The 26,025-nt window shown below is 65.8% G+C and carries 21 protein-coding genes; 14 read left to right on the plus strand and 7 right to left on the minus strand.

What is annotated here, in order from left to right; genetic code table 11:
* Positions 1 to 157: 157 nt before the first annotated feature.
* From AC3FLX_RS09980 to AC3FLX_RS09990, 3 genes are all read right to left on the minus strand, one after another.
* Positions 158 to 592 carry an HIT family protein gene (locus AC3FLX_RS09980; RefSeq protein ID WP_488696075.1) on the minus strand — a complete coding sequence of 145 codons (435 nt, stop codon included), beginning with the start codon at positions 590 to 592 and terminating at the stop codon, positions 158 to 160.
* A 77-nt stretch (positions 593 to 669) separates the two neighbouring features.
* A complete protein-coding gene (locus AC3FLX_RS09985; protein ID WP_488696077.1) occupies positions 670 to 4,644 on the minus strand; it encodes a DUF3683 domain-containing protein in 3,975 nt (1,324 codons plus the stop codon).
* Between the two features lie 174 nt (positions 4,645 to 4,818).
* Positions 4,819 to 5,397, minus strand: coding sequence for a YqaA family protein (locus AC3FLX_RS09990; RefSeq protein ID WP_488696079.1), 579 nt, complete (start codon positions 5,395 to 5,397; stop codon positions 4,819 to 4,821).
* Between the two features lie 268 nt (positions 5,398 to 5,665).
* On the opposite strand from AC3FLX_RS09990, the gene AC3FLX_RS09995 reads away from it, so the two are divergent.
* From AC3FLX_RS09995 to AC3FLX_RS10030, 8 genes are all read left to right on the plus strand, one after another.
* Entirely contained in the window at positions 5,666 to 6,160 is a 495-nt protein-coding gene (locus AC3FLX_RS09995) for a (2Fe-2S)-binding protein (RefSeq protein ID WP_488696081.1), read from the plus strand.
* Positions 6,161 to 6,172: 12 nt separating this feature from the next.
* A complete protein-coding gene (locus tag AC3FLX_RS10000; RefSeq protein WP_488696083.1) occupies positions 6,173 to 8,557 on the plus strand; it encodes a xanthine dehydrogenase family protein molybdopterin-binding subunit in 2,385 nt (794 codons plus the stop codon).
* A 15-nt stretch (positions 8,558 to 8,572) separates the two neighbouring features.
* The gene (locus AC3FLX_RS10005; protein ID WP_488696084.1) at positions 8,573 to 9,373 is read left to right on the plus strand and encodes an FAD binding domain-containing protein; all 801 of its coding nucleotides are present in this window, start codon (positions 8,573 to 8,575) and stop codon (positions 9,371 to 9,373) included.
* 139 nt (positions 9,374 to 9,512) lie between these two features.
* Entirely contained in the window at positions 9,513 to 10,409 is an 897-nt protein-coding gene (locus AC3FLX_RS10010) for an AAA family ATPase (RefSeq protein ID WP_488696086.1), read from the plus strand.
* Position 10,410: 1 nt separating this feature from the next.
* On the plus strand, positions 10,411 to 11,658 hold the full coding sequence (locus AC3FLX_RS10015) for a vWA domain-containing protein (protein ID WP_488696088.1): 1,248 nt from the start codon (positions 10,411 to 10,413) through the stop codon (positions 11,656 to 11,658).
* On the plus strand, positions 11,649 to 12,233 hold the full coding sequence (locus tag AC3FLX_RS10020; protein ID WP_488696090.1) for an SRPBCC family protein: 585 nt from the start codon (positions 11,649 to 11,651) through the stop codon (positions 12,231 to 12,233). The genes AC3FLX_RS10015 and AC3FLX_RS10020 overlap by 10 nt, the downstream gene beginning before the upstream one ends.
* On the plus strand, positions 12,206 to 13,261 hold the full coding sequence (locus tag AC3FLX_RS10025) for an XdhC family protein (protein ID WP_488696092.1): 1,056 nt from the start codon (positions 12,206 to 12,208) through the stop codon (positions 13,259 to 13,261). Before AC3FLX_RS10020 ends, AC3FLX_RS10025 begins: the two co-directional genes overlap by 28 nt.
* The gene (locus AC3FLX_RS10030; RefSeq protein ID WP_488696094.1) at positions 13,258 to 13,863 is read left to right on the plus strand and encodes a nucleotidyltransferase family protein; all 606 of its coding nucleotides are present in this window, start codon (positions 13,258 to 13,260) and stop codon (positions 13,861 to 13,863) included. The genes AC3FLX_RS10025 and AC3FLX_RS10030 overlap by 4 nt, the downstream gene beginning before the upstream one ends.
* Positions 13,864 to 13,910: 47 nt before the next feature.
* On the opposite strand, the gene AC3FLX_RS10035 is transcribed toward AC3FLX_RS10030, so the two are convergent.
* The 3 genes from AC3FLX_RS10035 to otsB form a co-directional block, all read right to left on the minus strand.
* On the minus strand, positions 13,911 to 15,305 hold the full coding sequence (locus AC3FLX_RS10035) for an alpha,alpha-trehalose-phosphate synthase (UDP-forming) (RefSeq protein ID WP_488696096.1): 1,395 nt from the start codon (positions 15,303 to 15,305) through the stop codon (positions 13,911 to 13,913).
* Between the two features lie 31 nt (positions 15,306 to 15,336).
* Entirely contained in the window at positions 15,337 to 17,094 is a 1,758-nt protein-coding gene (locus AC3FLX_RS10040; protein WP_488696223.1) for a glycoside hydrolase family 15 protein, read from the minus strand.
* Positions 17,095 to 17,198: 104 nt separating this feature from the next.
* Positions 17,199 to 18,002: a trehalose-phosphatase gene (gene otsB / locus AC3FLX_RS10045; RefSeq protein ID WP_488696098.1), complete on the minus strand. Its 804-nt coding sequence runs from the start codon at positions 18,000 to 18,002 to the stop codon at positions 17,199 to 17,201.
* Positions 18,003 to 18,200: 198 nt separating this feature from the next.
* On the opposite strand from otsB, the gene ilvA reads away from it, so the two are divergent.
* Positions 18,201 to 19,736 carry a threonine ammonia-lyase, biosynthetic gene (gene ilvA / locus AC3FLX_RS10050; RefSeq protein WP_488696100.1) on the plus strand — a complete coding sequence of 512 codons (1,536 nt, stop codon included), beginning with the start codon at positions 18,201 to 18,203 and terminating at the stop codon, positions 19,734 to 19,736.
* A gap of 8 nt (positions 19,737 to 19,744) precedes the next feature.
* Positions 19,745 to 20,578, plus strand: a complete 834-nt coding sequence (queF, locus tag AC3FLX_RS10055) for an NADPH-dependent 7-cyano-7-deazaguanine reductase QueF (protein WP_488696102.1) — start codon at positions 19,745 to 19,747, stop codon at positions 20,576 to 20,578.
* A gap of 12 nt (positions 20,579 to 20,590) precedes the next feature.
* Here queF and AC3FLX_RS10060 read toward each other — a convergent pair whose 3' ends face one another.
* Entirely contained in the window at positions 20,591 to 21,967 is a 1,377-nt protein-coding gene (locus AC3FLX_RS10060; protein ID WP_488696104.1) for a carbohydrate porin, read from the minus strand.
* A 225-nt stretch (positions 21,968 to 22,192) separates the two neighbouring features.
* Between AC3FLX_RS10060 and AC3FLX_RS10065 the strand changes: the two genes are divergently transcribed.
* From AC3FLX_RS10065 to AC3FLX_RS10080, 4 genes are read left to right on the plus strand one after another with little or no spacing between them, the layout of a single operon-like run.
* Positions 22,193 to 22,867 (plus strand): TetR/AcrR family transcriptional regulator, encoded by a 675-nt coding sequence (locus AC3FLX_RS10065; protein ID WP_488696106.1) that lies wholly within the window; start codon positions 22,193 to 22,195, stop codon positions 22,865 to 22,867.
* Between the two features lie 21 nt (positions 22,868 to 22,888).
* Complete coding sequence (locus AC3FLX_RS10070) at positions 22,889 to 23,851, plus strand: HlyD family secretion protein (RefSeq protein ID WP_488696108.1); 963 nt, start codon at positions 22,889 to 22,891, stop codon at positions 23,849 to 23,851.
* The gene (locus AC3FLX_RS10075) at positions 23,848 to 24,855 is read left to right on the plus strand and encodes an ABC transporter ATP-binding protein (RefSeq protein ID WP_488696110.1); all 1,008 of its coding nucleotides are present in this window, start codon (positions 23,848 to 23,850) and stop codon (positions 24,853 to 24,855) included. The genes AC3FLX_RS10070 and AC3FLX_RS10075 overlap by 4 nt, the downstream gene beginning before the upstream one ends.
* On the plus strand, positions 24,852 to 26,015 hold the full coding sequence (locus AC3FLX_RS10080) for an ABC transporter permease (protein WP_488696112.1): 1,164 nt from the start codon (positions 24,852 to 24,854) through the stop codon (positions 26,013 to 26,015). Before AC3FLX_RS10075 ends, AC3FLX_RS10080 begins: the two co-directional genes overlap by 4 nt.
* Positions 26,016 to 26,025 lie beyond the last annotated feature (10 nt).

Below are 26,025 nucleotides of genomic sequence, written 5' to 3' on the forward strand. Positions count from 1 at the left end.
GCGGGCGTGTTGTTGTTCGACCGGTGTCAGACGCGCCGCCATGCGGGCGGGTTCCGTACCAGACTGCTACGGCACTTTACAAGGGGATGGGAAGAAATGCAGCGGGAGTCGTCTCATCGTCGCCCTGTCACCGGGTGGCCGACGGCCGAAACCCCCTTCAGTCAGAATCGCCAAGTACCGAAAGTGCCGTGCGCAGCGCCGGCAGCCGGCTGCCCAGTTCGGCGATGCGCGCCGCGTCGGCGTTCCGCTGCGGCGCGGCCCAGATGGCTTCCGGGAAATGGGTATCCCACCGATAACGCGGAATGATGTGCCAATGCAGGTGCGGCACCATGTTGCCGAACGCCGCCAGGTTGACCTTGTCCGGCGCCATGACTTCGCGCACCACGCGCTCGACCCGTGCCACCAGCCGCATCAGCCAGGCCCGGTCGGCATCGTCCAGGTCGGTCAGTTCGGCCACATGGTCGTTCCAGACCACGCGGCAGAATCCCGGAAAGCGGTCCTGCTCGACCAGGATCACGCGCGCGCGGTCGCCCATCCAGACCAGCTCGCCGCCATCGGCTTCGCAAAGGGGGCAGTTGGGAACTCGGATCATGTTGGCATCAATGGATTGGGTTCCGACTTCCCTCTCCCGCAGGTGGGAGAGGGAAGCGCATGGCGACGGCCGGTGGTTTAGACCAGCACGCGCTCGATGCCGCCCGCGTTGGCCTTGGCCACGTACTCGGGCATCCAGTTCTGGCCCAGCAGATGCTTGGCCATCTCCACGACGATGTAGTCGGCCGAGACCGACGCATCCTCGTTGTAACGCGACAGGCCCTGCAGGCACGACGGGCAGCTGGTCAGAATCTTGACGTCGCCGTTGAAGTCGTCGGTGCGCAGCTTGTCGGCACCCTTGCGCATTTCCTCTTCCTTGCGGAAACGGATCTGCGTGGAGATGTCCGGACGCGTCACGGCCAGCGTGCCCGATTCCCCGCAGCAACGCTCGTTCTTTTCGATCTTGCCGCCGCCCTGGTTGCCGCCCATGAGGTCGTTCACCAGCTTCGTCGGGTCCATCGTCTTGATCGGGGTGTGGCACGGATCGTGGTACATGTAGCGCGTACCGGTCACGCCTTCGAGCTTCACGCCCTTTTCCAGCAGGTATTCGTGGATGTCGATGATGCGGCAGCCCGGGAAGATCTTGTCGAACTCATACCCGGCCAGCTGGTCGTAGCACGTGCCGCAGCTGACCACCACGGTCTTGATATCGAGGTAGTTCAGCGTATTGGCCACGCGATGGAACAGCACGCGGTTGTCGCTGACCATCTTCTCCGCCTTGTCGTACTGGCCGGCGCCGCGCTGCGGATAGCCGCAGCACAGGTAGCCCGGCGGCAGCACGGTCTGCACGCCCACGTGCCAGAGCATGGCCTGCGTGGCCAGCCCCACCTGCGAGAACAGGCGTTCCGATCCGCAGCCCGGGAAGTAGAACACGGCTTCCGTTTCGGCCGTGGTCGTCTTCGGATTGCGGATGATCGGCACGATCTCGTTGTCTTCGATATCGAGCAGTGCGCGCGCCGTCTTCTTGGGCAGGTTGCCCGGCATCTTCTTGTTGATGAAGTGGATCACCTGCTCCTGCACCGGCGGCTTGCCAACCGTGGCGGGCGGATGCTGGGTCTGCTTCTTCGCGAACTTCTTCAGTACCTCGTTGCCCAGGCGCTGTGCCTTGTAGCCCCAGCCGATCATGGCCGCGCGGGTCATGTTGATCGTCTGCGGGTTGGTCGCGTTCAGGAAGAACATCGACGCGGCGGTGCCCGGATTGAACTTCTTCTGGCCCATCTTGCGCAGCAGGTTGCGCATGTTCATCGACACGTCGCCGAAGTCGATCTTCACCGGGCAAGGCGTCGCGCACTTGTGGCAGACCGTGCAATGGTCGGCCACGTCCGAGAATTCGTCCCAGTGCTTGATCGACACGCCACGGCGCGTCTGTTCCTCGTACAGGAACGCCTCCACCAGCAGCGACGTGGCCAGGATCTTGTTGCGCGGGCTGTACAGCAGGTTGGCGCGCGGCACGTGCGTGGCGCACACCGGCTTGCACTTGCCGCAGCGCAGGCAGTCCTTGACGCTATCGGCAATGGCGCCGATGTCGCTCTGCTGCATGATGATCGACTCATGCCCCATCAGGCCGAACGACGGCGTGTAGGCATTGCGCAGGTCGGCACCCGGCAGCAGCTTGCCCTTATTGAAACGGCCCTGCGGGTCCACGCGCTGCTTGTACGCGCGGAACTCGCCGATCTCGTCCTCGGTCAGGAATTCGAGCTTGGTGATGCCGATGCCATGCTCGCCGGAGATCACGCCGTCCAGCGAACGCGCCAGGTCCATGATGCGGGCCACCGCGCGGTGCGCGTCCTGCAGCATGTCGTAGTCGTCCGAGTTGACGGGGAGATTCGTGTGGACGTTGCCGTCGCCGGCGTGCATGTGCAGCGCCACGAAGACGCGGCCGCGCAGCACCTGCTTGTGGATCTTCTGCGCTTCGTCCAGGATTGGCTTGAATTCGCCGCCGTTGAAGATCTTGCGCAGCTCGGCGCGGATCTCGTTCTTCCAGCTCACGCGGATCGTGCGATCCTGCATCAGGTGGAACACCGTGGCGTCCGGCTGGTTCTGCAGGCGCTGCTCGAACGCCGGGCCCAGCAGGCCAAGACCGTGACCGATCAGCGAGGCGCGGGCCGACTGCAGCGGCGTATCGAGATGGTCCTGCAGATAGCGCCAGCGTCCGCGAATCTCGCGCAGCAGCGTCAGCGCGTGCTGCACGCGGTCTTCCAGCAACTCGGCGCTAGGAATTTCGTTGGCATCGTCGCTGCGGCCCAGCGGCAGGTTGCCGCGCGCGAAGAACGCCTCCAGCTCATCCACGAGCTTGAGCTTGTTCTTGATCGACAGCTCGATGTTGATGCGCTCGATGCCGTCCGTGTACTCGCCCATGCGCGGCAGCGGAATCACCACGTCTTCGTTGATCTTGAAGGCGTTGGTGTGGCGCGCGATGGCGGCGGTGCGCGAGCGGTCGAGCCAGAACTTCTTGCGGGCTTCCGGGCTGACGGCGATAAAACCTTCGCCGCTCTTGCCGTTGGCCATGCGAATCACTTCCGAGGTGGCGCGCGCCACGGCGTCTTCGTCGTCGCCGACGATATCGCCGATCAGCACCATCTTCGGGAACGCATTGCGCTTGCTCTTGGTGGCGTAGCCCACCGCGCGCAGGTAGCGCTCGTCCAGGTGCTCCAGGCCAGCCAGGATGGCGCCGCCTTCGCGCTTCGACTCGCCGTCCAGGAAGTCCTTGATCTCGACGATGCTCGGAATCGCGTCGCGCGGCTGGCCGAAGAATTCCAGGCATACCGTGCGGATGTGCTTCGGCATGCGGTGCAGAATCCAGCGCGCGCTCGTGATGATGCCGTCGCAGCCTTCCTTCTGCACGCCGGGCAGGCCGGCCAGGAACTTGTCGGTGACGTCCTTGCCCAGGCCTTCCTTGCGGAACTTGCGGCCCTCGATGGCAAGCGTCTCGGTGCGCAGCACCTTTTCACCGGGCTTGCGATTGCCGTCCGACCATTTCAGCTCGAACGTGGCAACCGGTACGTCGTGGATCTTGCCCAGGTTGTGGTCCATGCGCGTGATCTCGAGCCAGTTGCCCTCGGGATCGACCATGCGCCACCACGCCAGGTTGTCGAGCGCCGTGCCCCACAGCACGGCCTTCTTGCCACCCGCGTTCATCGCCACGTTGCCGCCGATGCACGATGCATCGATCGACGTCGGGTCCACCGCGAATACGAGGCCGGCGCGGTCGGCGGCATCGGCCACGCGGCGCGTGACCACGCCCGCGCCTGAGAAGATCGTCGCCACCTTGTGCGGCACGTTGGGCAGGTCAGACATCTCCACCGCGTCCAGCTGTTCCAGCTTCTCGGTGTTGATCACGGCCGAGAACGGCGTCAGCGGCACGGCGCCGCCGGTGTAGCCGGTACCGCCCCCACGCGGGATGATGGTCAGGCCCAGTTCGAAGCAGCCCTTGACCAGACCGGCGATCTCTTCCTCGCTGTCCGGGGTCAGCACTACGAACGGATATTCCACACGCCAGTCGGTGGCGTCGGTCACGTGCGACACGCGCGACAGGCCATCGAACTTGATGTTGTCCTTCTGCGTCACCTTGCCCAGCACGCGCTGGGTGCGCTTGCGCAGCGCATAGGCATCGGCGAATTCCTGCTGGAACGCCTCGATCGCCTGCTTGGCGAAGGCCACCAGCTGCTCCACCCGGTGCGAACGGTCTTCAGCGGCCGGCTCGGCGTGCTCGGCACGGTCCGCGGCGCGGCGCCGTTCGATCTCGCTCAGGCGGTGGTGCAGCGCGCTGACCAGCATCTGGCGGCGCTTGGGATTTTCGAGCAGGTCGTCCTGCAGGTACGGATTGCGGCGGACCACCCAGATATCGCCCAGCACCTCGTAGAGCATGCGGGCCGAGCGGCCGGTACGGCGTTCGCTGCGGAGTTCGTCAAGAATGCGCCAGGCTTCTTCGCCCAGCAGACGGATAACAATCTCGCGATCCGAAAACGATGTGTAGTTATAGGGGATCTCGCGCAGGCGCGGCGGGGCGTCCTGCGCTGCGAGCTTGGCGTCGAGCACGAGTGGGGCATTCATGGGCGGGACCGCTTCGAAGCTGCGCACGGGGACTGTGCGCGATTTTCATTAAAGCGCGATTGTACTGCACCGGCTGGTTTTGCTGCGCCGCACCAACGCGCGTTTCGGGCAATAACCCCTGAATTTGTCAGGAATCTGCATGGGATTGCATGCAATTACCGATTTTCCGCGCCGTCAAAACCACTGACGGATCGCCTGGCCCACGCCGTGCCAGAACGAATCGGGAATCCACAGCAGGCTGGCGGTCATGGCCAGGTACCGCAAGAACTTGCCGATTGCCATATAGAACAGGCTCTGCCAGAACGGCATGCGCAGCCAACCCGCCAAAGTGCACAACGGATCACCAATACCGGGCAGCCAGGAGAACAACATGGTAGGCGGGCCGTAGCGGCGCATCCAGCGGAAATATTTGGCGTCGAGCCGGGGCTTGTGCTGCTTGCGCGGATGAACGCGGTGCTCGGCGTGTTCCTGCTCGTGTTCATGATGCTGACGCCGCTGGCGATACCGCACCACGGCCAGCTTGGCCGCATAGCCCAGCCACCAGTCGATGGCCCCGCCGATCGTATTACCCACCGTGGCGACGATCACGGCCGGCCAGAACATGTCCGGGTTGAGCTTGACGTAGCCGAACACCGCCGGCTCCGATCCCAGCGGCAGCAGCGTCGCCGAGACCAGGCTGACCACGAAGATGGCCGGCAGCCCCACTTTGGGCAGGGCAACGGTGTCGAACAGCCAGTCGATAAAGGCTTCCATGCGTGGAGAGTTGGCCAGGCCGCATATCCGCGGCGTCCCGAAGGGATGCCCGCATGGCAGCCCCCGGCGTTTTGTGATTTACTTTTAGAGCCTGTTGCGGCGGATCGTTCATTCCGCCGTGTAGACCGGGCAAACCCGGCAGCACCAATATCACGAAATAGCCGTCTCAACCAAGCGGCAGTACCGCGTCGTGGCCAGTCCCGCGCAGTCATCAATTCGGGATCCGGCAGAGCTGGCCATGCGCGCACCACCCCACATGGAGACAAGCATGGCGATTCCGATCCGCCTGACGGTCAACGGCAAGCCCGTTGACGCGCAGGTCGAACCCAATACCCTTCTGGTCCAGTTCCTGCGCGAGCAGCTTCGCCTCACCGGCACGCACGTGGGCTGCGATACGGCCCAGTGTGGCGCCTGCACCGTCCATCTGGACGGCCGCGCCGTGAAGTCGTGCAACATGCTGGCAGTCCAGGCGGACGGCGCCAGCGTGACCACCATTGAGGGGCTGGCCGTCAACGGCGAGATGCATCCGGTGCAGCAGGCCTTCCGGGAGTGTCATGGCCTGCAATGCGGCTTCTGCACGCCGGGCATGGTGATGGCTGCCACATCGCTGCTCCAGCAGCAGCCGAACGCCGATGCCCAGGCCATCCGCGAACAGCTCGAGGGCAATCTGTGCCGCTGCACGGGGTACCACAACATCGTGCGTGCGGTGCAGCAGGGCCAGGCCGCCATGCAGGGCGACCGCGCCGCGGTCAGCGCCGAATAACGGAGGCCCGTCATGAACGCACCCGAAAAGCACCCGTTCATCGGCACGCCCGTGCGCCGCAAGGAGGACTACCGCTTCCTGACCGGCAACGGCCAATACACCGACGACGTCACGCTGCCGCACCAGAGCTACGGCTACTTCGTGCGCTCGCCCCACGCGCACGCGCGCATCCGGTCGATCGACACGAAGGAAGCACTGGCATCCCCCGGCGTCATCGCCGTGCTGACCGGCGATGACATGGCCAATGACAAGGTGGGCGGCCTGCCATGCGGCTGGCTGATCCACAGCATCGACGGCTCGCCGATGAAGGAGCCGCCGCACCCCGCGCTGGCCCACGGCAAGGTCCGCCACGTTGGCGACCAGGTGGCGCTGGTGATCGCCGAGTCCTTGCAGCAGGCGCGCGATGCCGCCGAGAAGGTTGAAGTCGACTACGACGAACTCCCGGCGGTGGTCAGCCCCGGCGACGCGGCCGCGGCCGCCACGCTGGTGCACGACGATGTACCCGCCAACACGTGCTACACCTGGGGCCACGGCGACAAGGCCGCGACCGACGCCGCTTTTGCCGGCGCGGCGCACGTCACCAAGCTGGAGATCGTCAATAACCGGCTGATTCCGAACGCCATCGAACCTCGCGCGGTCAACGCCAGCTACACGCGCCAGGACGACAGCTATACGGTCTACGTGGCCAACCAGAACCCGCACGTGGAGCGGCTGCTGATGGGCGCCTTCGTGCTGGGCCTGCCCGAATCCCGGCTGCGCATCATCGCGCCGGACGTGGGCGGTGGCTTCGGTTCGAAGATCTTCCTGTACCCCGAGGACGTGGCGCTGACCTGGGCGTCCAGGAAGGTGGGCCGTCCGATCAAGTGGACGGCCGAGCGGTCCGAGTCGTTCCTGACCGATGCCCACGGCCGCGATCACGTGACCACGGCCGAACTGGCGCTCGATGCCGACGGGAAATTCCTGGCGATGCGCGTGCACACGGTGGCCAACATGGGCGCGTATCTGTCCACGTTCGCCAGCAGCGTGCCGACGATCCTCTACGCCACGCTGCTCGCCGGCCAGTACGCCACGCCCGCCATCTACGCCGAGGTAAAGGCGGTGTTCACGAACACCTCCCCGGTCGATGCCTATCGCGGCGCGGGGCGGCCCGAAGCCACCTATGTGGTGGAACGGCTCGTCGAAGCCGCCGCGCGCGAGACGAACACCGATCCCGCCACGCTGCGCCGCAAGAACTTCATCCGCAGCTTCCCGTACGCCACGCCGGTGGGCCTGACGTATGACACCGGCGACTACGAGCCGTGCCTGGCGCGCGCCCAGGAACTGGCCGACGTGGCCGGTTTTCCGGCACGCCGTGAAGCGGCAAAGCAACGCGGCAAGCTGCGCGGTCTCGGCTACTCGTGCTACATCGAAGCGTGCGGCCTGGCACCGTCGAACATCGCGGGCGCCCTCGGTGCGCGCGCCGGGCTGTTCGAAGTGGGCGAGATCCGTGTGCATCCCACCGGCACGGTCACGGTCTTCACGGGATCGCACAGTCACGGGCAAGGCCACGAGACCACCTTCGCGCAGATCGTGGCAGACCGCCTTGGCATCGCGCTGGACGCCGTGGAAATCGTGCACGGCGACACCGGCCGCGTACCGTTCGGCATGGGCACCTATGGCTCGCGCTCGCTCGCCGTGGGCGGCTCGGCCATCATGAAGGCACTCGACAAGATCGAGGCCAAGGCCAAGAAGATCGCCGCGCACCTGCTGGAAGCATCGGACGCCGACATCGAGTTCCAGGATGGCGTGTTCCGCGTGGCCGGCACCGACCGCACCAAAACGTTCGGCGAGGTGGCACTGACCGCCTACGTGCCGCACAACTATCCGCTCGACAAGCTCGAACCGGGCCTGAACGAAAATGCGTTCTACGATCCGACGAACTTCACCTATCCGTCCGGCGCCTACATCTGCGAAGTCGAGGTCGATCCCGACACCGGCGAATCGCAGGTCATCAAGTTCACGGCGGTGGACGACTTCGGCAACGTGATCAATCCGATGATCGTCGAAGGCCAGGTGCATGGCGGGATCGGGCAGGGACTTGGGCAGGCGATGCTGGAGCAGTGCATCTACGACCCCGACAGCGGCCAGTTGCTGACCGGCTCCTATATGGACTACGCCATGCCGCGCGCGGCCGATCTGCCCGACTTCACGGTGGAAACGGCAAGCGGCACGCCCTGCACGCATAACCCGCTCGGCGTAAAGGGCTGCGGCGAGGCCGGCGCCATCGGCTCGCCACCGGCGTTCATCAACGCGCTGGTGGACGCGCTGTCGCCGCTTGGCGTGCGCGATGTGCAGATGCCCGCCACGCCGCACCGCGTGTGGCAGGCCATCCAGTCCGCGTACGGTAGCGCGGCGTAACCGGGGGAGACGACCATGTACGCATTCCAGTACGAACGCGCCACGGACGCCCAATCCGCCGTGGCGAAGCTGAAGGCCGATGGCGACGCCAAGTTCCTGGCCGGCGGCCAGAGCCTGCTGGCCGCCATGAAGTTGCGCCTCGCGGCGCCGTCGACCCTGGTCGACATCGCGCGCATTCCGGGCATTGCCGACATCAGCGTGCAAGGCGACGAGCTGGTGATCGGCGCGGCCGCCCGCCATGCCGATGTGGCGTCGAATGCCGAGGTCATCCGCCGCATTCCGGCGCTGGCCGCCCTGGCCTTCGGCATCGGCGACCGCCAGGTGCGCGCGATGGGCACGATCGGTGGATCGCTGGCCAACGACGATCCCGCCGCCGACTACCCCGCGGCGGTGCTTGGCCTGAACGCAACCGTCGTGACCGATCGCCGCAGTATCGCTGCGGACGACTTCTTCAAAGGCCTCTACGAAACCGCGCTGGCCCCTGACGAACTGATTACGGCGGTGCGCTTTCCCGTGCCCACTCAGGCCGCCTACATCAAGTTCCGCAATCCGGCGTCGCGTTTCGCGCTGGTGGGCGTGATGGTGGCGCGCAGCGCGGGCGCGGTGCGGGTGGCCGTGACCGGCGCGGCCGACAGCGTGTTCCGCGCCCCGGCGCTGGAGCAAGCGCTGACGGCCAGCTTCACCCCGGCGGCGGCGCGCGCGGTGAAGGTCGATCCGTCCGGACTCAACGGCGACCTGCATGCATCACCGGAATATCGCGCGCATCTGATTCCGGTGCTGACGGCCAGGGCGGTGGAGCAGGCGCTGAAGGGCTAGCCGTTTCGCTCGGTTTGCTCCCTCTCCCCACAAGGAGAGAGGGAGCCGGACCACCACATTCTGCATTCGCCGGGGCGCGGCTGGCGGCGGTGGCCGTCCAAACCATCGCCGGCTTCGCTCACGGCTTGTTGTTGCGATCATGCTCCCTACCTCCATCGACCAGACCCTCGCCCAGCTTGAAGCGCAGCAGTACTTCGCCGACCGCGAGACCGCCACCGTGCTCTACCTGGCCTTGCGCATGCAACGGCCGCTGTTCCTTGAAGGCGAACCGGGCGTTGGCAAGACCGCGCTGGCGCAGGCCCTGGCCAGCATGCTCGGGACGCGCCTGCTGCGGCTGCAATGCTACGAAGGGCTCGACGCCGCGAGCGCACTCTACGAATGGGATTACCCGCGCCAGATCATGGCGCTGCGCCTGGCCGAGGCGCGCGGCGAGCGGCCCGAGCAGCAATCGCTCTATCACGACGACTACCTGCTCAAGCGCCCGCTACTGGAAGCACTCCTGCCCGACCCCGCCGCGCCCGGTATGCCACGCGTGCTGCTGATCGACGAAATCGATCGGGCCGACGAGCCATTCGAGGCGTTCCTGCTGGAAGTTCTTTCCGAGTACCAGGTTTCGATTCCCGAAATCGGCGTGATCCGCGCGGAGCAGCCGCCGCTGATCGTGATCACATCGAATCGCACGCGCGAGGTTCATGACGCGCTCAAGCGGCGTTGCCTGTATCAGTGGATGGGCTACCCGGAGCGCGACCGCGAGCTGCAGATCGTCGCCGCGCGCGCGCCCGAAGCCGCTATCGCGTTGCAACGCCAGGCGGTCGACTTCATTCACCGGCTGCGCGGCATCGACCTGTTCAAGGCACCGGGCATTGCCGAAGCGATCGACTGGTGCCGCGCGCTGGCCGCGCTCGGCGTCACCGAACTCGACCCGCAATCGGTGCGCGATACGCTTGGCGTGCTGCTCAAGTACCAGGACGACCTGGCCCGCGCCGACGGCCCCACGGTCGCCGAACTGCTGGCCGGTGCCACACCGGCTGCCTGACATGACGCCGGACGTGCCCGCCTTGCCCACCGCCTTGCCGATGCTGGCGCGTAACGTCACGCATTTCACGCGGCTGCTGCGCGATGCCGGTTTCGGTCTGTCGCCCGCGCACGCCGTCGACGCACTCGAAGCGCTGCGCCACATCGATATCGGCGCCCGCGGCGAAGTGCGCGCCGCGCTGGCTGCCCTGATGCTGTCCGGCCCCGATCAGCGCCCGCTGTTCGATGCCGCGTTCGACCTGTTCTGGCGCGATCCCGACTGGGAAGGCAAGCTGCGCGCGATGCTTCTGCCGCGCGTGGATGCCGGCGCGCCGCCGCCCCGGCGCAATAACCGCCTGGCCGATGCGCTGGCCGCGCGCCAGCCGGCCGCCGCCCGTCCGGACGCGCCCATGCGCGAGGAACGCTTCACCGCCCCGCTGACGTTCTCCGGCCAGGAGCGGCTGGCCAGCCGCGACTTCGAAACCCTGTCCGCCGAGGAATGGCGCGCCTTGCAGCACCTAATACGCACGCGCCGCACGCACCTGGCGCTGCAACGCACACGCCGGTTGCGCGCCGCGGCCTCCGGCACCCACGCGGACCTGCGCGCCAGCGCGCGACTGGCCGTGCGCCAGCATGGCGAATGGCTGCGCTGGAAGTATCGCAAGCACGCCGAGCGCAAACCGCCCGTGGTACTGCTGCTCGATATCTCCGGCTCGATGAGCCAGTATTCGCGCGCGGTGCTGTACTTCTGCCACGCGCTGATGCAGTCGCGCGAGCGCATGCATGTGTTCCTGTTCGGCACGCGGCTGACCAATGTCACGCGCGCGCTGCGCGAACGCGACCCCGACGACGCCGTGAACCTGATTACCGAACAGGTACGCGACTGGGCAGGCGGCACGCGCATCGGCGCCGCGCTGGCGGCCTTCAACCGCCAGTGGGCACGCCGCACGCTGTCCGGACGCGCCACGGTCCTGCTGGTCAGCGACGGCATCGATCTCGAACATATCGATCTGCTGGAACAGGAAATGGCGCGGCTGCGGCGCTTTGCGCATCGCATCGTGTGGCTCAACCCGCTGCTGCGCTACGCGGGCTTTTCGCCGCAGGCGCGCGGCATTCAAGCCATCCTGCCGTATGTGGATGCGCTGCGCCCGGCGCATAACCTCGACAGCCTGCTCGCGCTCGAAACACTGCTGGCGGACAGCAATTCGCCCCCGCCCGTTCCACCGGTGAGACAAACCGGCCCCACACGAGGAAATCCGTCATGGAAATGAACCAGACCCAGCGTCTGCCCGTGCCTCAACAGGTGGCATGGGAGGCGCTGAACGACACGGACCTGCTCAAGCAATGTATTCCCGGATGTGAGAGCATCGTGCCCGATGGCGAAAATGCCTACCAGCTGGCGCTGACCGCGGCGGTCGGCCCCGTCAAGGCGCGCTTCAAGGGACGCATGGCGCTGCAGGACATTCAGGCGCCGGACAGCTACACGATCCAGTTCGATGGGCAAGGTGGCGCGGCCGGCTTTGGCAAGGGCTCGGCAAAAGTCACGCTGACCCCGGAAGGCGACGAGACGCTGCTCACCTATGTGGTGCAGGCGCAGGTGGGCGGCAAGATCGCGCAGATCGGGTCGCGGCTCGTGGATGCCGCGGCTCGCAAGATGGCCGATACATTTTTCGTGCGCTTCACCGAAGCCGTGGGCGGCGCCCCTGGCGGCGATGAAGCGACGGGCAGTGACAACAACGAAAACACCCAGAGCGATGGGGCCACCGGAAACGGCGACGAAGGCGGTGGCGAGGATCAAGCAAAGAAGCGGAAACGATCATGGACAGCGTGGATCTCGAAGTCCTGAAGAGCAGCGTGAAGTGGCGGCAGGAAGGACATGGCGTATTGCTGGTGACGGTGGTCAGGACATGGGGCTCGTCGCCCCGGCCTGAAGGCGCGATGCTGGCGGTACGCGACGACGGCCTGGTGGTTGGCTCGGTCTCCGGTGGATGCATCGAGGACGACATCATTTATCGCGTGCACAAGGAAGGCATCAAGACGGCCCTCCCCGAGGCGATGAAGTACGGCATCAGCGCGGAAGAGGCGCATCGCTTCGGCCTGCCCTGCGGCGGCACGATCGAACTTGTGGCCGAGCCGCTGGCGCAGCACAGCGGGATCGTCGAACTGCTGGACGCGGTGGAGAACGGACGGCTGGTCGCGCGCTCGCTCGACATGGCCACCGGACGCGCCACGCTGGCGCACGCCGAGGCAGCCGACGGCCTGTATTTCGACGGCAAGACGTTGATGACGATCCACGGGCCGCGCTATCGCATGCTCGTGATAGGCGCTGGCCAGTTGTCGAAGTATCTGTGCCAGATCGCCGTGGGCCTGGGCTTTCAGGTCACGGTCTGCGATCCGCGCGAGGAATACACCGAGACCTGGGACATTGCCGGCGTGACGATGGTGCGCACGATGCCCGACGACACGGTCATGGAAATGAAGCTCGATGAGCGCTGCGCCGTCATCGCGCTCACCCACGATCCGAAGCTCGACGATCTGGCGCTGATGGAAGCGCTGCGCACGCCGGCGTTCTACGTCGGTGCGCTCGGCTCGCGCCGCAACAACAATGCGCGGCGCGAACGGCTCAAGGAATTCGATCTGACCGACCAGCAGCTTGCACGACTGCACGGTCCGGTCGGCATCTATATCGGCAGCCGCACGCCGCCCGAGATCGCCATCTCGATCCTGGCCGAGGTGGTTGCCGCCAAGAACCACGTATCGCTGCCGGACATCCTGCAAGTGGAAGGCGCCAAGGCCGCGCGAGAGATCGCCGCGGGCGAGGCCGAGTGTCCGATCCTGCCGGGCGGCGTGCCAACGCCAGCCACACAGCCATGACCAGACACGCACGCGCCCCGCTCACGCAGACCGACCTGCCCACCGGCATCCTGCTGGCCGCCGGCTTTGGCCGGCGCTTCGACCCGGCCGGCCTGCGCAACAAGCTGCTCGAAAAAATGCCGGACGGCCGCACCGTCGCGTGGCGCAGCGCGCGCACGCTGGCCGCCGGTCTGCCGAACTCGATTGCGGTGCTCCGGCCCGGTCACCCGGAACTGGCCGAGGAACTGCGGCGCGGCGGCTGCAAGGTGATCGAATCGGCTGAGGCCGAAGCCGGCATGGGCGCGGCCCTGCGCGCGGGCGTGGCAGCCAGCGCCGATGCACGGGGGTGGGTCGTGGCACTGGCCGACATGCCGTGGCTGTCGATGGAACTGGTTCGCGCGGTGGCGCTGACGATCACATCGCGCGACACCATCGCCGCCCCCTGGCGGGACGGCAAGCGCGGACATCCCGTGGGATTCGGCGCGGCCTGGCGCGATGAACTGCTGAAGCTGGACGGCGACGAAGGCGCGCGGGCGTTGCTCAAGACGCAACCGGTGACGCGAATCCTGACCGAAGACGACGGCGCGTTCCGGGACATAGACCTGCCCGGGGACCTGCTCTAAGAGCGGCGATATCGACCGCCGTCTTGCTCCCGGGACATATCGAGCGGTCAGCCGCCCTCCGTCTCCATCAGCGCGCGCAGATACTCGCTGCTCCACCAGTGCACATCCTGCTGGCGGATGCGCTCCAGCAGTTTCTGGTGCCGCGCGCGGCGTTCGGACAGCGGCATATGCAAGGCCTGCTGAATCGCCTGTGCCGTGGCGCGCGTGTCGTATGGATTGACCAGCAGCGCCTCCTTCAACTGTTCGGCCGCGCCGGCAAAACGCGACAGCACGAGCACGCCCGGATCGTCGGAATCCTGCGCGGCAATGTATTCCTTGGCCACCAGGTTCATGCCATCGCGCAACGGCGTGACCAGCGCCACGGCGCTGGCGCGGCACAGGCCCGGCAGGCGTCGGCGTGACGTGGACCGGTGGATATACCGCACCGGCATCCAGTCCAGTTCGCCGTATTCACCATTGATGGCACCGGTGATGCCCTCCATCTCGCGGCGCAGATCGGCGTAGGCGTCGACCGTTTCGCGCGATGGCGCGGCGATCTGGACCAGCGTGGCACTCGACCTGTTCTCCGGATACTCGGCCAGCAGCGTCTGGAATGCCTTGAGCCGTTGCGGCAGGCCCTTCGAATAATCGAGCCGGTCGATGCCGAGCAGCAGCCGCCGCGTCGAATACTGGCCGCGCATCATCTCGTAGGTTTCCACCGCTTCATCGCCCCGGCCAAGCTCGGCGAACTCGTCGACATCGATGCCGATCGGAAACGCCTGCGCGCGCACGGTGCGGTGGAAAGCACGGAAGCGGTACTCGCCCATCGGCTCCGCGCCCGCTTCGCCCTGCACGTAGCGCGAGAAATGATCGAGGTCCGCCTGGCTTTGGAAGCCGAGCAGATCGTAGGCAAACAGCGCACGCATCAGCCATTCGTGCTGCGGAATCGCGGCGAGGATCAGCGGCGGCGGCAGCGGCACATGCAGGAAGAAGCCAATGCGCTGCCCGCAGCCGATGGCACGCAGCTCGGCGGCGAGCGGGATCAGGTGATAGTCGTGAATCCAGATCACGTCGTCGGGCTTGAGCAGCGGTGCCAGCTTGCGCGCGAACAGCTGGTTCACGCGGCGGTACGCATTGAGGTTGCCGCCCGCATCGAAATCCGCCAGGTCCACGCGATAGTGCAGCACGGGCCAGAGCACGCCGTTGCTATAGCCCAGGTAGTACGAGTCGTGGTCCTCGCGGCACAGGTCCACCGTGGCCAGCGTCACGTTACCGGCCTGCGACTGATGCAGCTCGCCTTCGCCGGGCGTGCCGCCCTGGCTGGTTTCCACCACCTTGCCGCTCCAGCCGAACCAGAGGCCACCGGTCTTGTTGAGCGCTTCGGAAAGCGCCACTGCAAGCCCGCCCGCAGCATGATTGCGCGGGTCCGCCACCCGGTTCGATACCGCTACTAGTCTGCCCATATATCGCTTCTTGTAGTTGCGAATCCTTTCCTCAGATCACGGTGTCCCAGGGTGCCGACAGCCGCATGGCACCGTTGATCAAGCCGACCATCGAATAGGTCTGCGGGAAATTTCCCCACATCTCGCCGGTGATCGGGTGTGTGTCTTCCGATAGCAGTCCCAATGGATTGCGCGCGGCCAGCATCGACTCGAAAATCTCGCGCGCTTCTTCGCGCCGCCCGATGCGCGCCAGCGCGTCGATGCGCCAGAACGTGCAGATATTGAAGGCGGTCTCTGGCTTGCCGAAGTCGTCCGGCGCCTCGTAGCGGCGCATGTACGGGCCATCGCACAGCGACTCTTCCAGCGCCTTCACGGTAGATATGAAGCGCGGGTCCTTCGGATCGATGAAGTTGACCTCGGCCATCAGCAGCACGCTGGCGTCCAGCTCCTTGCCGCCGAAGCTTTCCGCGAAGGCCTGCCGCTGCTCGTTCCACGACTCGTCGAGAATGCGCTGCTTCATGCGGTTGGCATGGTCGTGCCAGTAGGCGGCGCGCGCGGGCTGCTCCAGCTTCTCGGCGATCTTGGCCAGGCGGTCGCATGCCACCCAGCTCATCAATGCCGACGAGGTGTGAATGCGTGCGCGCGTGCGCAGCTCCCACATGCCCGCATCGGGCGTGCCGAATACGCGCACGGCCTGTTCGCCGACGTCCTCCAGCTTGCGAAATTCGGCGGGGCCGCCGCGATAGAGCAGACGATGATCATGAAACGCCTGCGCGGCAGCCAGCACCACATTGCCGTACACGTCGTGCTGGAAGTGCTCCTGCGCCTGGTTGCCCACGCGCACCGGACCCATGCCCCGATAGCCGGGCAGATGGTCGAGGATGCTTTCCGGCAGCTCGCGTTCGAGACCGATGCCATAGAGCGGCTGGATATGGCCGTCCTGCGACTGCATCACCACGTTCGACAGCCAGCGCAGGTAGTCTTCCATCGTGCCGACTTCAGACAGGCTGTTCAGTGCGCGCACCACAAAGAACGCGTCGCGCAGCCAGCAGAAACGGTAGTCCCAGTTGCGTCCGCTGCCCGGCGCCTCGGGAATGCTCGTGGTCATCGCGGCCACGATCGCGCCGGTTTCCTCATACAGCGACATCTTCAGCGTGATGGCGGCACGGATGACCGCGTCCTGCCATTCGCGCGGCACGGCCAGCCGGCGGCTCCACAGCCGCCAGTACGACGTGGTTTCCTGCTCGAAGTCGCGCGAAATTTCTTCCACGCTATGCGTGAGCGTCTCGTCCGGCCCCAGGATGAAGTTGTAGCCGCGCGTCACCAGGAACGGCGTGTTGGACAGCACGTAGGCCAGCGGCGCGTCGGTGGTCAGGCGCAGCGTCATGTCGTCGCCGACGAACCGTGCGTGACTGCTGCCGCGTGTGACATGCGGCTGCTGGCGGCCGTAGTTGAAACGCGGCGCCAGTGTGACCCGCACGCGCGGCGCGCCACGGATCGGACGAATGCGCCGCACCAGCGTCAGCGGCCGGAAGTAGCGCCCCATGCGGAAGAAGCGCGGGCAGAAATCGGTGATTTCCAGGCAACTGCCGTGCTGGTCGATCAGCCGCGTGCGCAGGATGGCCGTGTTCGGCTCATACCACTGCGTGGCTTCCTGAAAGTCCTCGATCTCGATATTGAAGTGCCCGGCGTTTTCGCTCGGGTCCAGCAGCGCATTGAAGACCGGATCGCCGTCGTAACGCGGCATGCAGCACCAGACGATGCGCCCGCGGCCATCGACCAGCGCCGAAAACGCGCAGTTGCCGATCATGCCCAGCGACAGCGACGGATCGGCGTGCCGGCATGACGCATCGGAATCGGTGTTGACGGCAGGCGCCTCAGTGGCAATCTGGGGGTTGAGGTTGGCAGGTTCACTCACAACGTATCCTCCCGGGCAGATGGGGGTGAGAGGGAATCGGATGGGATTTGGCCGCCGCGTTGCGCGTGCAGATGCGTCAGCGCGTGCGCGGAACGGTGCAGCCACTCGCGCAGGTCGGCGGGCTGCGGCAGGCTGTGTGACGCCGCCGAGGCGCGCTGGCCTACCAGCAGCCCGATGCCGCCAAGCTCGCGCACCACGGCGAAGCCAGCCTCGTCGGTGACATCGTCACCCGCGAACAGCGGCATGCGGCCCGCGAACGGCGGTGTCCGCATGAAGGCGGCAATCGCGCCGCCCTTGTCCACGCCGGCCGGCTTGATCTCGATGACCATCTTGCCCGGCAGCGCGTCAAGCCCGATTGCATCGCGCAGCAGGTCGACCACGGCCGCGCGGACCAGCGGTTCCAGTTCCGGCACCTGCCTGTAGTGGATGGCCACGGCAACCGACTTGCGTTCGAGTTTCAGACCGGGATACTTCAGGACCAGCGCTTCCAGGCGCGGCAGCAACGGGCCGATGCCGGGTGCCGGCGGCCTGGCGATACGCTCCGCGCCATTGCGGAACTCCGCTCCGTGGATACCGGCGGCGGGCAGGCGCAGCGGTTGCAGGAACTGGTCGAGTTCGGCCACGGGCCGGCCCGAGATAATCGCCAGGGCACCACCCAGACACGTATGCAACGCGCGCAGCGTGCCGACCAGATCGGGTTCCACTTCCACCAGGTGCGGAAGCGGCGCGAGATCGGCCAGCGTGCCGTCGAAGTCCAGGAACAGCGCGGTATTGGGTTCGATGAGAGATAACGGAGGCATCGCGTGAAACCGTAACACGTCGTTTTGACAAGCGTCCACCGGGCGCTGTCCTACAACTGTGGCCCTTGCGGCACGCGCGCGGGTCCGTCACGCTTTGTCGGCCGCGGCGGGCCTGCTGGTGCGCCATCCATTATCATTGGCGGTTTCCGCCGATTTTTCCGGCTTTTTTTGCCACCGCCCATGTGGCGCCCGCAGACCATGACCCGCACCCCCGCCAAGCCCGACTATTTGAAGAAGATCCTGACCGCCAAGGTCTACGACGTGGCCCAGGAGACCGAACTGACCTACGCGCCGGCGCTATCGGCGCGCACCAACAATGCGGTCTGGTTCAAGCGCGAGGACACCCAGCCCGTGTTCTCGTTCAAGTTGCGCGGGGCGTACAACAAGATGGCGTCGCTGCGGCCCGAGGAACTGAAGCGCGGCGTGATCGCCGCTTCGGCCGGCAACCATGCGCAGGGCGTGGCGCTGTCCGCCGCGCGCCTGCAGTGCAAAGCCATCATCTGCATGCCCACGACCACGCCGCAGGTGAAGATCGACGCGGTGCGCGAGCGTGGCGGGGAATGGGTGCAGATCGTGCTGCACGGGGAGTCCTACAGCGACGCCTACCTGCACGCGGCCGAGATGGAAAAGAAGCACAAGCTCACGTTCATCCACCCGTTCGACGATCCCGAGGTAATCGCCGGCCAGGGCACGATTGCGATGGAGATCCTGCGCCAGCACCCCGGCCCGATCCACGCGATCTTCGTCGCCATCGGCGGTGGCGGCCTGATTTCGGGCATCGCCGCGTACGTCAAGGCGGTGCGCCCCGAGATCAAGGTCATCGGCGTGCAGACGTTCGACTCGGACGCGATGAAGCGCTCGGTCGACGCCGGCAAGCGCGTGGAACTGAAGGACGTGGGCCTGTTTTCGGATGGCACGGCCGTGAAGCTGGTCGGCAAGGAAACCTTCCGCATCACGCGCGAACTGGTGGACGACATCATCCTGGTCGATACCGACGCCATCTGCGCCGGGCTGAAGGATGTCTTCCAGGACACGCGCAGCATTCTGGAGCCGGCCGGCGCGCTGGCGGTGGCCGGTCTCAAGGCGTATGCCGAGCGTGAGAAGCTCAAGGGCCAGCACCTGGTGGCAATTGCCTGCGGCGCGAACATGAACTTCGACCGCCTGCGCTTCGTGGCCGAGCGCGCCGAGGTGGGCGAGGCGCGCGAAGCGGTCTTCGCCGTGACGATTCCCGAAGAGCGCGGCAGCTTCAAGCGCTTCTGCGAGCAGGTCGGCACGCGCAGCGTGACCGAGTTCAACTACCGCATCGCCGACACCGGCGTGGCGCACATCTTCGTGGGCGTGCAGATCGCCAGCCGCGCGGAAAGCGACAAGATGGCCGCCAACTTCCGCCGCCACGGCTTTGACACGCTGGACCTGTCCAACGACGAACTGGCCAAGCAGCACATCCGCTACATGGTGGGCGGCCACTCGCCGCTGGCGCATGACGAACTGCTGTACCGCTTTGAATTCCCGGAGCGCCCCGGCGCGTTGATGAAGTTCCTGTCGAGCATGAGCCCGAACTGGAACATCAGCCTGTTCCACTACCGGAACCAGGGCGCCGACACGTCGAACATCCTGGTCGGCATCCAGGTGCCGAAGAACGAGAAGCGCGAATTCCGCACCTTCCTTTCCACACTCGGTTACGTACACTGGGACGAGACCGATAACCCCGTCTACAAGCTGTTCCTGGCCTGAGCCCGATCATGACGCTTCCTGAGCACTCGCCGCTGGGCAAGCCCTCGGCCTACAAGACCGAATACGATCCGACGCTGCTGTTCCCGATTCCGCGCCAGCCCAAGCGCACGGAGATCGGCCTGCCCGAAGGACGCGCGCTGCCGTTCTTCGGCGTCGACCTCTGGAATGCCTACGAGGTGTCCTGGCTGAACCTCAAGGGCAAGCCGCAGGTGGCGCTGGCCACGTTCGTCATTCCGGCCGATACGCCGAACATCGTTGAATCGAAGTCGTTCAAGCTGTACCTGAATTCGTTCAACCAGAGCAAGGTTGCCTCCGCCGAGGCGCTGCAGCAACTGCTGCACCACGACCTGTCCGAAGCCACGGGCGGCACGGTACAGGTGCGGCTGGTGACCGAAGCGGACCTGGGCACCCAGAAGATGGGCGAACTGGACGGACTCCTGCTGGACCGCCTCGATATCGAAACCGATATCTACGAACCGGACCCGTCGCTGCTGAAGGCGGACCAGGACGAATCGCCGGTGGAAGAAACGCTGGTGTCGCACCTGCTGAAGTCGAACTGCCTGGTGACGGGCCAGCCGGACTGGGGCAGTGTGCAGATCCGCTACGTGGGCGCGCCGATCGATCAGGAAGGCCTGCTCAAGTACCTGATCTCGTTCCGCAACCACAACGAGTTCCATGAGCAATGCGTGGAGCGGATTTTTGTCGACGTGCAGCGGATGTGCAAGCCGGTGAAGCTGGCCGTGTACGCGCGCTACACCCGGCGCGGCGGACTCGACATCAATCCGTTCCGCACCAACTTCAATACGCCGTGGCCCGATAACCGGCGCAACGCGCGTCAGTAAGCAAAGGCGCCCTCAGAACTCCGCGTGCGCGCGGATGCCGATGAACTTGGCCGGACCGCGATCGCGGTTATAGCCCGGGTTTCGCACGTACTGGAAATCCGGGCTTAGCGTCAGCGTTTTCCAGACCGCGAAGCTGTAGTAGATCTCGACGATCTGTTCCGGCCCATAGCGCAGCGCGCCATCGCCAAGGAACGCCCCAAGGCCGCCGGCAGCCAGGTAGCCACGGTGCGCCGACCCCAGCATGTTCACCGCCACCGCCAGCCCGACCTCATCGTTCGGGCGGCCCCATCGCGCACCCTTCATCGTGCCCCCGCCTGCCACCTGCCGGCCGATTTCGGTGAAGGCGTACGTTTCGGTCTTGTCGTCGGACCAGTTGGCCCGCAGAAACACGCCGGTGTCGTTCGCCACTTCCTGCAGGAATGCCAGGCCCACGCCCCACTTGCTGTGCTCGCGGCGCACGTCGGCCACATCGGGCGTCACGCCATTGGCCTGGCCGAATGCGATGGCATCGTTGAACGCGCCCATCTTCGCCTTGTTCCGCCACAGCAGCAGCCGCGCCTGTCCCGGCCGTCCGGCAATCGCGTAGCGCTTTTCCAGTTCCAGCATCTGCCCGTAGTGCTCGAACAACCGGGTGTCGAGCGCGCGCCCGTTCGATTCGACCGGCTGCAGGAAATGGCCAACCCGTGCCGACCAGCCGTCCCCGATGTATTCCAGCGCCGCGCCCCAGTTGTAGCCGCGCGAATCGGCCGGATAGTCCCACGAACCGTGCGTCATGAACGACCAGTTCATGAACTGCGTGCGCGGGTCCGATCCGTACGGGTTCTGATCGAACACGTCGATCACGCCGAAATTGCCGGCGGTCAGCACCAGGCGCTGCTTGTCCACGGTCCGGGCGAACTGGTTGAAATCGGATTCGAGCGTTTCGTCGCCGCCACCCATGCCCCAGTACTGGCGAACAAAGGCGCGCGCGCGATAGAACTTGGGCGTCGTGCTGGCGGTCTTCGCCAATTCGCCGTTGGACAGGCCGCCCATCCCGTGCAAATCGGAAAACGGCACGCCCTGCGCCACCTCGGGATTGAAGTGGAATTCCGCGCCGCGCCAAAGGCGCAGACCGAGATCGAGGGTCCCCGTGAACGAATAGCTCTTGGCCCGATCGGGCGTCAGGCTGTTTTCGCCTGAATAGGCCGCGTTGAAGGCCGGCTTGCGGGTCCAGATGTAGGTGGTCTGGCCGTGAAAGGCGAACGGGCTTTCAGTGTCCGGCTCGACCTTCGTTTCCTGCGCGAGCGCCGCCCACGGCAATGCCGTACTCGCCACCAACAGGGCAGCCAGTCGACGGACAAAGCGCGGGCGCAGCCGCGACAAGGCGGCCGGGAAACGGAAACGCTGCATAGGAAACCCAGGGATGCGGATGCGCCACCCACGGGGCACCCTTCTTGACTGGCGCGAGCATAGCCAAGCCGACATGACATGTCTACCCTGTTTTGCTGCGTCGCAGCATTCCGTCCACGCTTGTCTTGTCAACGCTTGCGGGTGCCGTGGAGTCGATGTTGTAACCGGCCTTGTATTAATTAATTCGCAAATTAATATTGAGCCGATACCCCGCATTGACTGTCCATGAGCACCAAGCCACCTTCCGATCGTCCGCGCCGCCCTGGCCGGCCCACTGCGCAAACCACCGATGCGGGCCAGCGAGACCGACTGGTCGACGCCGCCGTGACGCTGTTCGCGCGCCACGGCGTGGCGGCGACCTCCACCAAGGCCATTGCCGCCGAAGCCGGCGTCACGCCAGCGCTGGTTCACTACTACTTTCGAGACCGCGAGACGCTGCTCGATGCCGTATTCGACGAGCGCCTGCTGCCATTGATCGATCACGTGTTCGGCGCACTCCAGGCTGCTCCGGCCGAGCCAGTGGCCCGCATCCAGGCATTGGCGGGCCAGATCATCCGCACGGCCTCGGCGACGCCGTGGTTCCCGGGGCTGTGGATCCGCGAGATCGTCGGCACCGATGGGCTGCTGCGCGAACGGCTGCTGCAACGGGTCGCCCTGCAACGCGCGGAACTGATCGCCGGTCCGCTGGCCGCTGCCCATGCGCAGGGGCAACTCAATCCAGGGCTGGAGCCCGCGCTGATCATGGTGTCGCTGGTCGGCCTGACGCTGCTGCCGTTGGCCACCACGCATATCTGGCGCGCCCTGCCCGGCGCCGCCGACATCGACACGGACACCCTGGTGCGCCACGTCACCGCCCTGCTTGGTCACGGCCTGTCCTTGCCGCCGAAAGACCCCGCCTGAACGCCGAATCACGGAGCCTGCATGATGTTTCCCACCCCGATCCGCACCTGGACCCTGCTGCTGACCTGCACGATGTTCGCAGCGTGCAGCAACGACAAGGCCACCACCTGGCAAGGCTATGTCGAAGGCGAGTTCGTTGCCGTGGCCTCACCGTTCGCGGGACGGCTGGAAAAGCTGTCGGTCGATCGCGGCCAGCAGGTCAGCACCGGTGCGCCGCTCTTCGTGCTTGAGTCCGACGACGAGCGCGCCGCGCGCCAGCAGGCCGCCGAGCAGGTTCGCGTGGCCGAGGCGCAATTGGCCGATATCCAGACCGGCAAGCGTCCCGTGGAAGTGGCGGTCAACCAGGCGCAACTGGTGCAGGCGCAGGCTCAGGCCGGACGCAGCGCCGCGCAGCGCAAGCGCGACGAAGCCCAGTTCGATATCGGTGGCATCTCGAAAGCCCAGCTCGACGAAAGCCGCGCCACCGCCGATGCCGACGCCGCCCGCGTGCGCGAACTGCAGCGCGATATCGATGTGGCGCGCCTGCCCGGCCGCAAAGACCAGCTCGCGGCGCAAAGCGCGCAGATCGATGCCGCGCGCGCCGCGCTGGCGCAGGCCGAATGGAAGCTCTCCCGCAAATCGGTCAATGCCACGGTCTCCGGCCTGGTCTATGACGTGCCGTTCCGGCCGGGCGAATGGGTGCCCGCTGGCAGCGCCGTCGTGCGCATGCTGCCGCCGGGCAACGTCAAGGTGCGCTTCTACGTGCCCGAGGCCGTGGTGGGATCGCTGAAGAACGGGCAGGCCATCACGATCCGCTGCGATGGCTGCGCGGCGCCGATCGCCGCCAGGATCACCTATGTATCGAACGAAGCCGAATTCACGCCGCCCGTGATCTACAGCAATGAAACGCGCCGCAAGCTCGTCTTTCTGATCGAGGCACGCCCCAGCGCCGACGATGCCCCGAAGCTGCGCCCCGGCCAGCCCGTGGAGGTGGTCCAGTCATGAGCACGCCATCCTCCGCCGTCAACGGTGGCGCGCATCGCAATGGCGAACTCGCCATCGATGTGCGCGACCTGAACAAGCATTTCGGCGACAAGCACGTGGTCAACAACCTGACCATGCAGGTGGCGCGTGGCGAAATCTTCGGCTTCCTGGGGCCGAACGGCAGCGGCAAGACCACATCGATCCGCATGATGTGCGGATTGCTGACGCCCGACTCCGGCTCAGGCACGTGCCTGGGCTATGACATCCTCAAGCAGGCCGCCGAGATCAAGCGCAACGTGGGCTACATGACGCAGCGCTTCTCGTACTGGGAAGACCTGTCGATCCGCGAAAACCTCGACTTCGTCGCCCGCGTTTACGGCATGGCAAACCGCCGTGAGGTGGTGAATCGCGCGCTGGAAGACCTTGGCCTGGAATCGCGTGCCGAGCAGTTGGCCGGGTCCCTGTCCGGCGGCTGGAAGCAGCGGCTCGCGCTGGCCGCCTGCCTGCTGCATGAGCCGCGGTTGCTGCTGCTCGATGAGCCGACCGCCGGCGTCGACCCGAAAGCGCGCCGCGACTTCTGGGAACAACTGCACCAGCTTGCCGCGCGCGGCATCTCGGTGCTGGTCAGCACGCACTATATGGACGAGGCCGAACGCTGCCACAAGCTTGCGTATATCGCCTACGGCAAGCTGCTGGCCCAGGGGACGTCCGACGAAGTGGTAGCCAGCCAGCACCTGAGCACCTGGAGCGTCGAAGGCGGCAACCTGGCCGAGCTGTCCGCGCAGTTGCAGGGCAAGCCCGGCGTCGACCAGACCGTGGCCTTCGGCACGGCGCTGCATGTGACCGGCAAGGACGCCAGCCAGCTCGAACAGACACTGAAGCAGTACGCCGGCGCCGACAATCGCATCACGCAGACCGAGACGAGCCTCGAAGACGTCTTCATCCATATGATGGGTGGCGCCCAGGACAATATGGCCGCGGCGCCCGCGCAGAAGAAGGCGCATGGCGGCAAGGAGGCATCATGAACGCCGCGCGTCAGGTCTCGCGGCTGCGTCGGTCCTTCTCGGTGCAGCGCTGGTGGAGCATCGTGCTGAAGGAGTTCCTGCAACTGCGCCGCGACCGCATTACGTTCGGCATGATCGTCGGCCTGCCCATCGTGCAGCTACTGCTGTTCGGATTTGCGATCAACAGCGATCCGCGCCACATGCCCACGGCGGTGATCATTGCCGAGCATAGCGATTTCTCCCGCACGTTCATCGCCGCGCTGGAAAACACCACCTACTTCAAGGTCGTGCGCACGATGCCCGATGAAAACGCGGGCCGTGAAGCGCTGTTGCGCGGCGATGTGCAGTTCGTGGTCAATATCCCGCCCGATTTCTCGCGCCGGCTGCTGCATGGCGACCGCCCGCAGATTCTGGTCGAGGCCGACGCCACCGACCCCTCCGCCACCGGCCCGGCCATCGGGTCGCTGGCGCAATTGCCCGACACCGTCGCACGCATCGACCTCAAGGGCGCCCTGGCGCCGCTGGCCGGCGGCAAATCGGCGTTCGACGTGAACGTACACCGGCTATACAACCCGGAAGGCATCACCCAGTACAACATCGTGCCGGGGCTGATGGGCGTGATCCTGACGATGACGATGGTGATGATGACCGGGCTGGCCATGACGCGCGAACGCGAGCGCGGCACGATGGAAAACCTGTTGGCCACACCGGTACAGCCGATCGAGGTGATCTCGGGCAAGATCGTCCCCTACATCTTCATCGGCCTGATCCAGGCCACGATCATCGTGCTCGCCGCGCATTTCGTGTTCGACGTGCCGTTCCTGGGGTCCGTGATCGCGGTGTATCTGGCCGCCCTGCTGTTCATCGCGGCGAATCTGACCGTGGGCATCACGCTGTCTTCGCTGGCCGCGAATCAGTTGCAAGCGGTACAGCTCACGTTCTTCTACTTCCTGCCCAATATCCTGCTGTCCGGCTTCATGTTCCCGTTCGCCGGCATGCCCACGTGGGCGCAGTGGATTGGCAATGTCCTGCCGATGACCTACTTCAACCGGATGGTCCGCAGCATCATGCTCAAGGGCAGCGGATGGACCGAACTCTGGCCCAACGTCTGGCCCGTCGCCTTGTTCACGGTCATCGTCATGACGATCGCGGTGCGCTTCTACAAGCGCACGCTCGATTGAATGCGGAGCG

The sequence above is a fragment of the Cupriavidus sp. 291-E7 genome (assembly GCF_057798835.1).

What these genes read in the sequence shown, in the direction of transcription:
- AC3FLX_RS09980 (WP_488696075.1), bottom strand. Translation starts at nt 592, where the DNA reads ATGATCCGAGTTCCCAACTGCCCCCTTTGCGAAGCCGATGGCGGCGAG.
- AC3FLX_RS09985 (WP_488696077.1), bottom strand. Translation starts at nt 4,644, where the DNA reads ATGAATGCCCCACTCGTGCTCGACGCCAAGCTCGCAGCGCAGGACGCC.
- AC3FLX_RS09990 (WP_488696079.1), bottom strand. Translation starts at nt 5,397, where the DNA reads ATGGAAGCCTTTATCGACTGGCTGTTCGACACCGTTGCCCTGCCCAAA.
- AC3FLX_RS09995 (WP_488696081.1), top strand. Translation starts at nt 5,666, where the DNA reads ATGGCGATTCCGATCCGCCTGACGGTCAACGGCAAGCCCGTTGACGCG.
- AC3FLX_RS10000 (WP_488696083.1), top strand. Translation starts at nt 6,173, where the DNA reads ATGAACGCACCCGAAAAGCACCCGTTCATCGGCACGCCCGTGCGCCGC.
- AC3FLX_RS10005 (WP_488696084.1), top strand. Translation starts at nt 8,573, where the DNA reads ATGTACGCATTCCAGTACGAACGCGCCACGGACGCCCAATCCGCCGTG.
- AC3FLX_RS10010 (WP_488696086.1), top strand. Translation starts at nt 9,513, where the DNA reads ATGCTCCCTACCTCCATCGACCAGACCCTCGCCCAGCTTGAAGCGCAG.
- AC3FLX_RS10015 (WP_488696088.1), top strand. Translation starts at nt 10,411, where the DNA reads ATGACGCCGGACGTGCCCGCCTTGCCCACCGCCTTGCCGATGCTGGCG.
- AC3FLX_RS10020 (WP_488696090.1), top strand. Translation starts at nt 11,649, where the DNA reads ATGGAAATGAACCAGACCCAGCGTCTGCCCGTGCCTCAACAGGTGGCA.
- AC3FLX_RS10025 (WP_488696092.1), top strand. Translation starts at nt 12,206, where the DNA reads ATGGACAGCGTGGATCTCGAAGTCCTGAAGAGCAGCGTGAAGTGGCGG.
- AC3FLX_RS10030 (WP_488696094.1), top strand. Translation starts at nt 13,258, where the DNA reads ATGACCAGACACGCACGCGCCCCGCTCACGCAGACCGACCTGCCCACC.
- AC3FLX_RS10035 (WP_488696096.1), bottom strand. Translation starts at nt 15,305, where the DNA reads ATGGGCAGACTAGTAGCGGTATCGAACCGGGTGGCGGACCCGCGCAAT.
- AC3FLX_RS10040 (WP_488696223.1), bottom strand. Translation starts at nt 17,094, where the DNA reads ATGATCGGCAACTGCGCGTTTTCGGCGCTGGTCGATGGCCGCGGGCGC.
- otsB (WP_488696098.1), bottom strand. Translation starts at nt 18,002, where the DNA reads ATGCCTCCGTTATCTCTCATCGAACCCAATACCGCGCTGTTCCTGGAC.
- ilvA (WP_488696100.1), top strand. Translation starts at nt 18,201, where the DNA reads ATGACCCGCACCCCCGCCAAGCCCGACTATTTGAAGAAGATCCTGACC.
- queF (WP_488696102.1), top strand. Translation starts at nt 19,745, where the DNA reads ATGACGCTTCCTGAGCACTCGCCGCTGGGCAAGCCCTCGGCCTACAAG.
- AC3FLX_RS10060 (WP_488696104.1), bottom strand. Translation starts at nt 21,967, where the DNA reads ATGCAGCGTTTCCGTTTCCCGGCCGCCTTGTCGCGGCTGCGCCCGCGC.
- AC3FLX_RS10065 (WP_488696106.1), top strand. Translation starts at nt 22,193, where the DNA reads ATGAGCACCAAGCCACCTTCCGATCGTCCGCGCCGCCCTGGCCGGCCC.
- AC3FLX_RS10070 (WP_488696108.1), top strand. Translation starts at nt 22,889, where the DNA reads ATGATGTTTCCCACCCCGATCCGCACCTGGACCCTGCTGCTGACCTGC.
- AC3FLX_RS10075 (WP_488696110.1), top strand. Translation starts at nt 23,848, where the DNA reads ATGAGCACGCCATCCTCCGCCGTCAACGGTGGCGCGCATCGCAATGGC.
- AC3FLX_RS10080 (WP_488696112.1), top strand. Translation starts at nt 24,852, where the DNA reads ATGAACGCCGCGCGTCAGGTCTCGCGGCTGCGTCGGTCCTTCTCGGTG.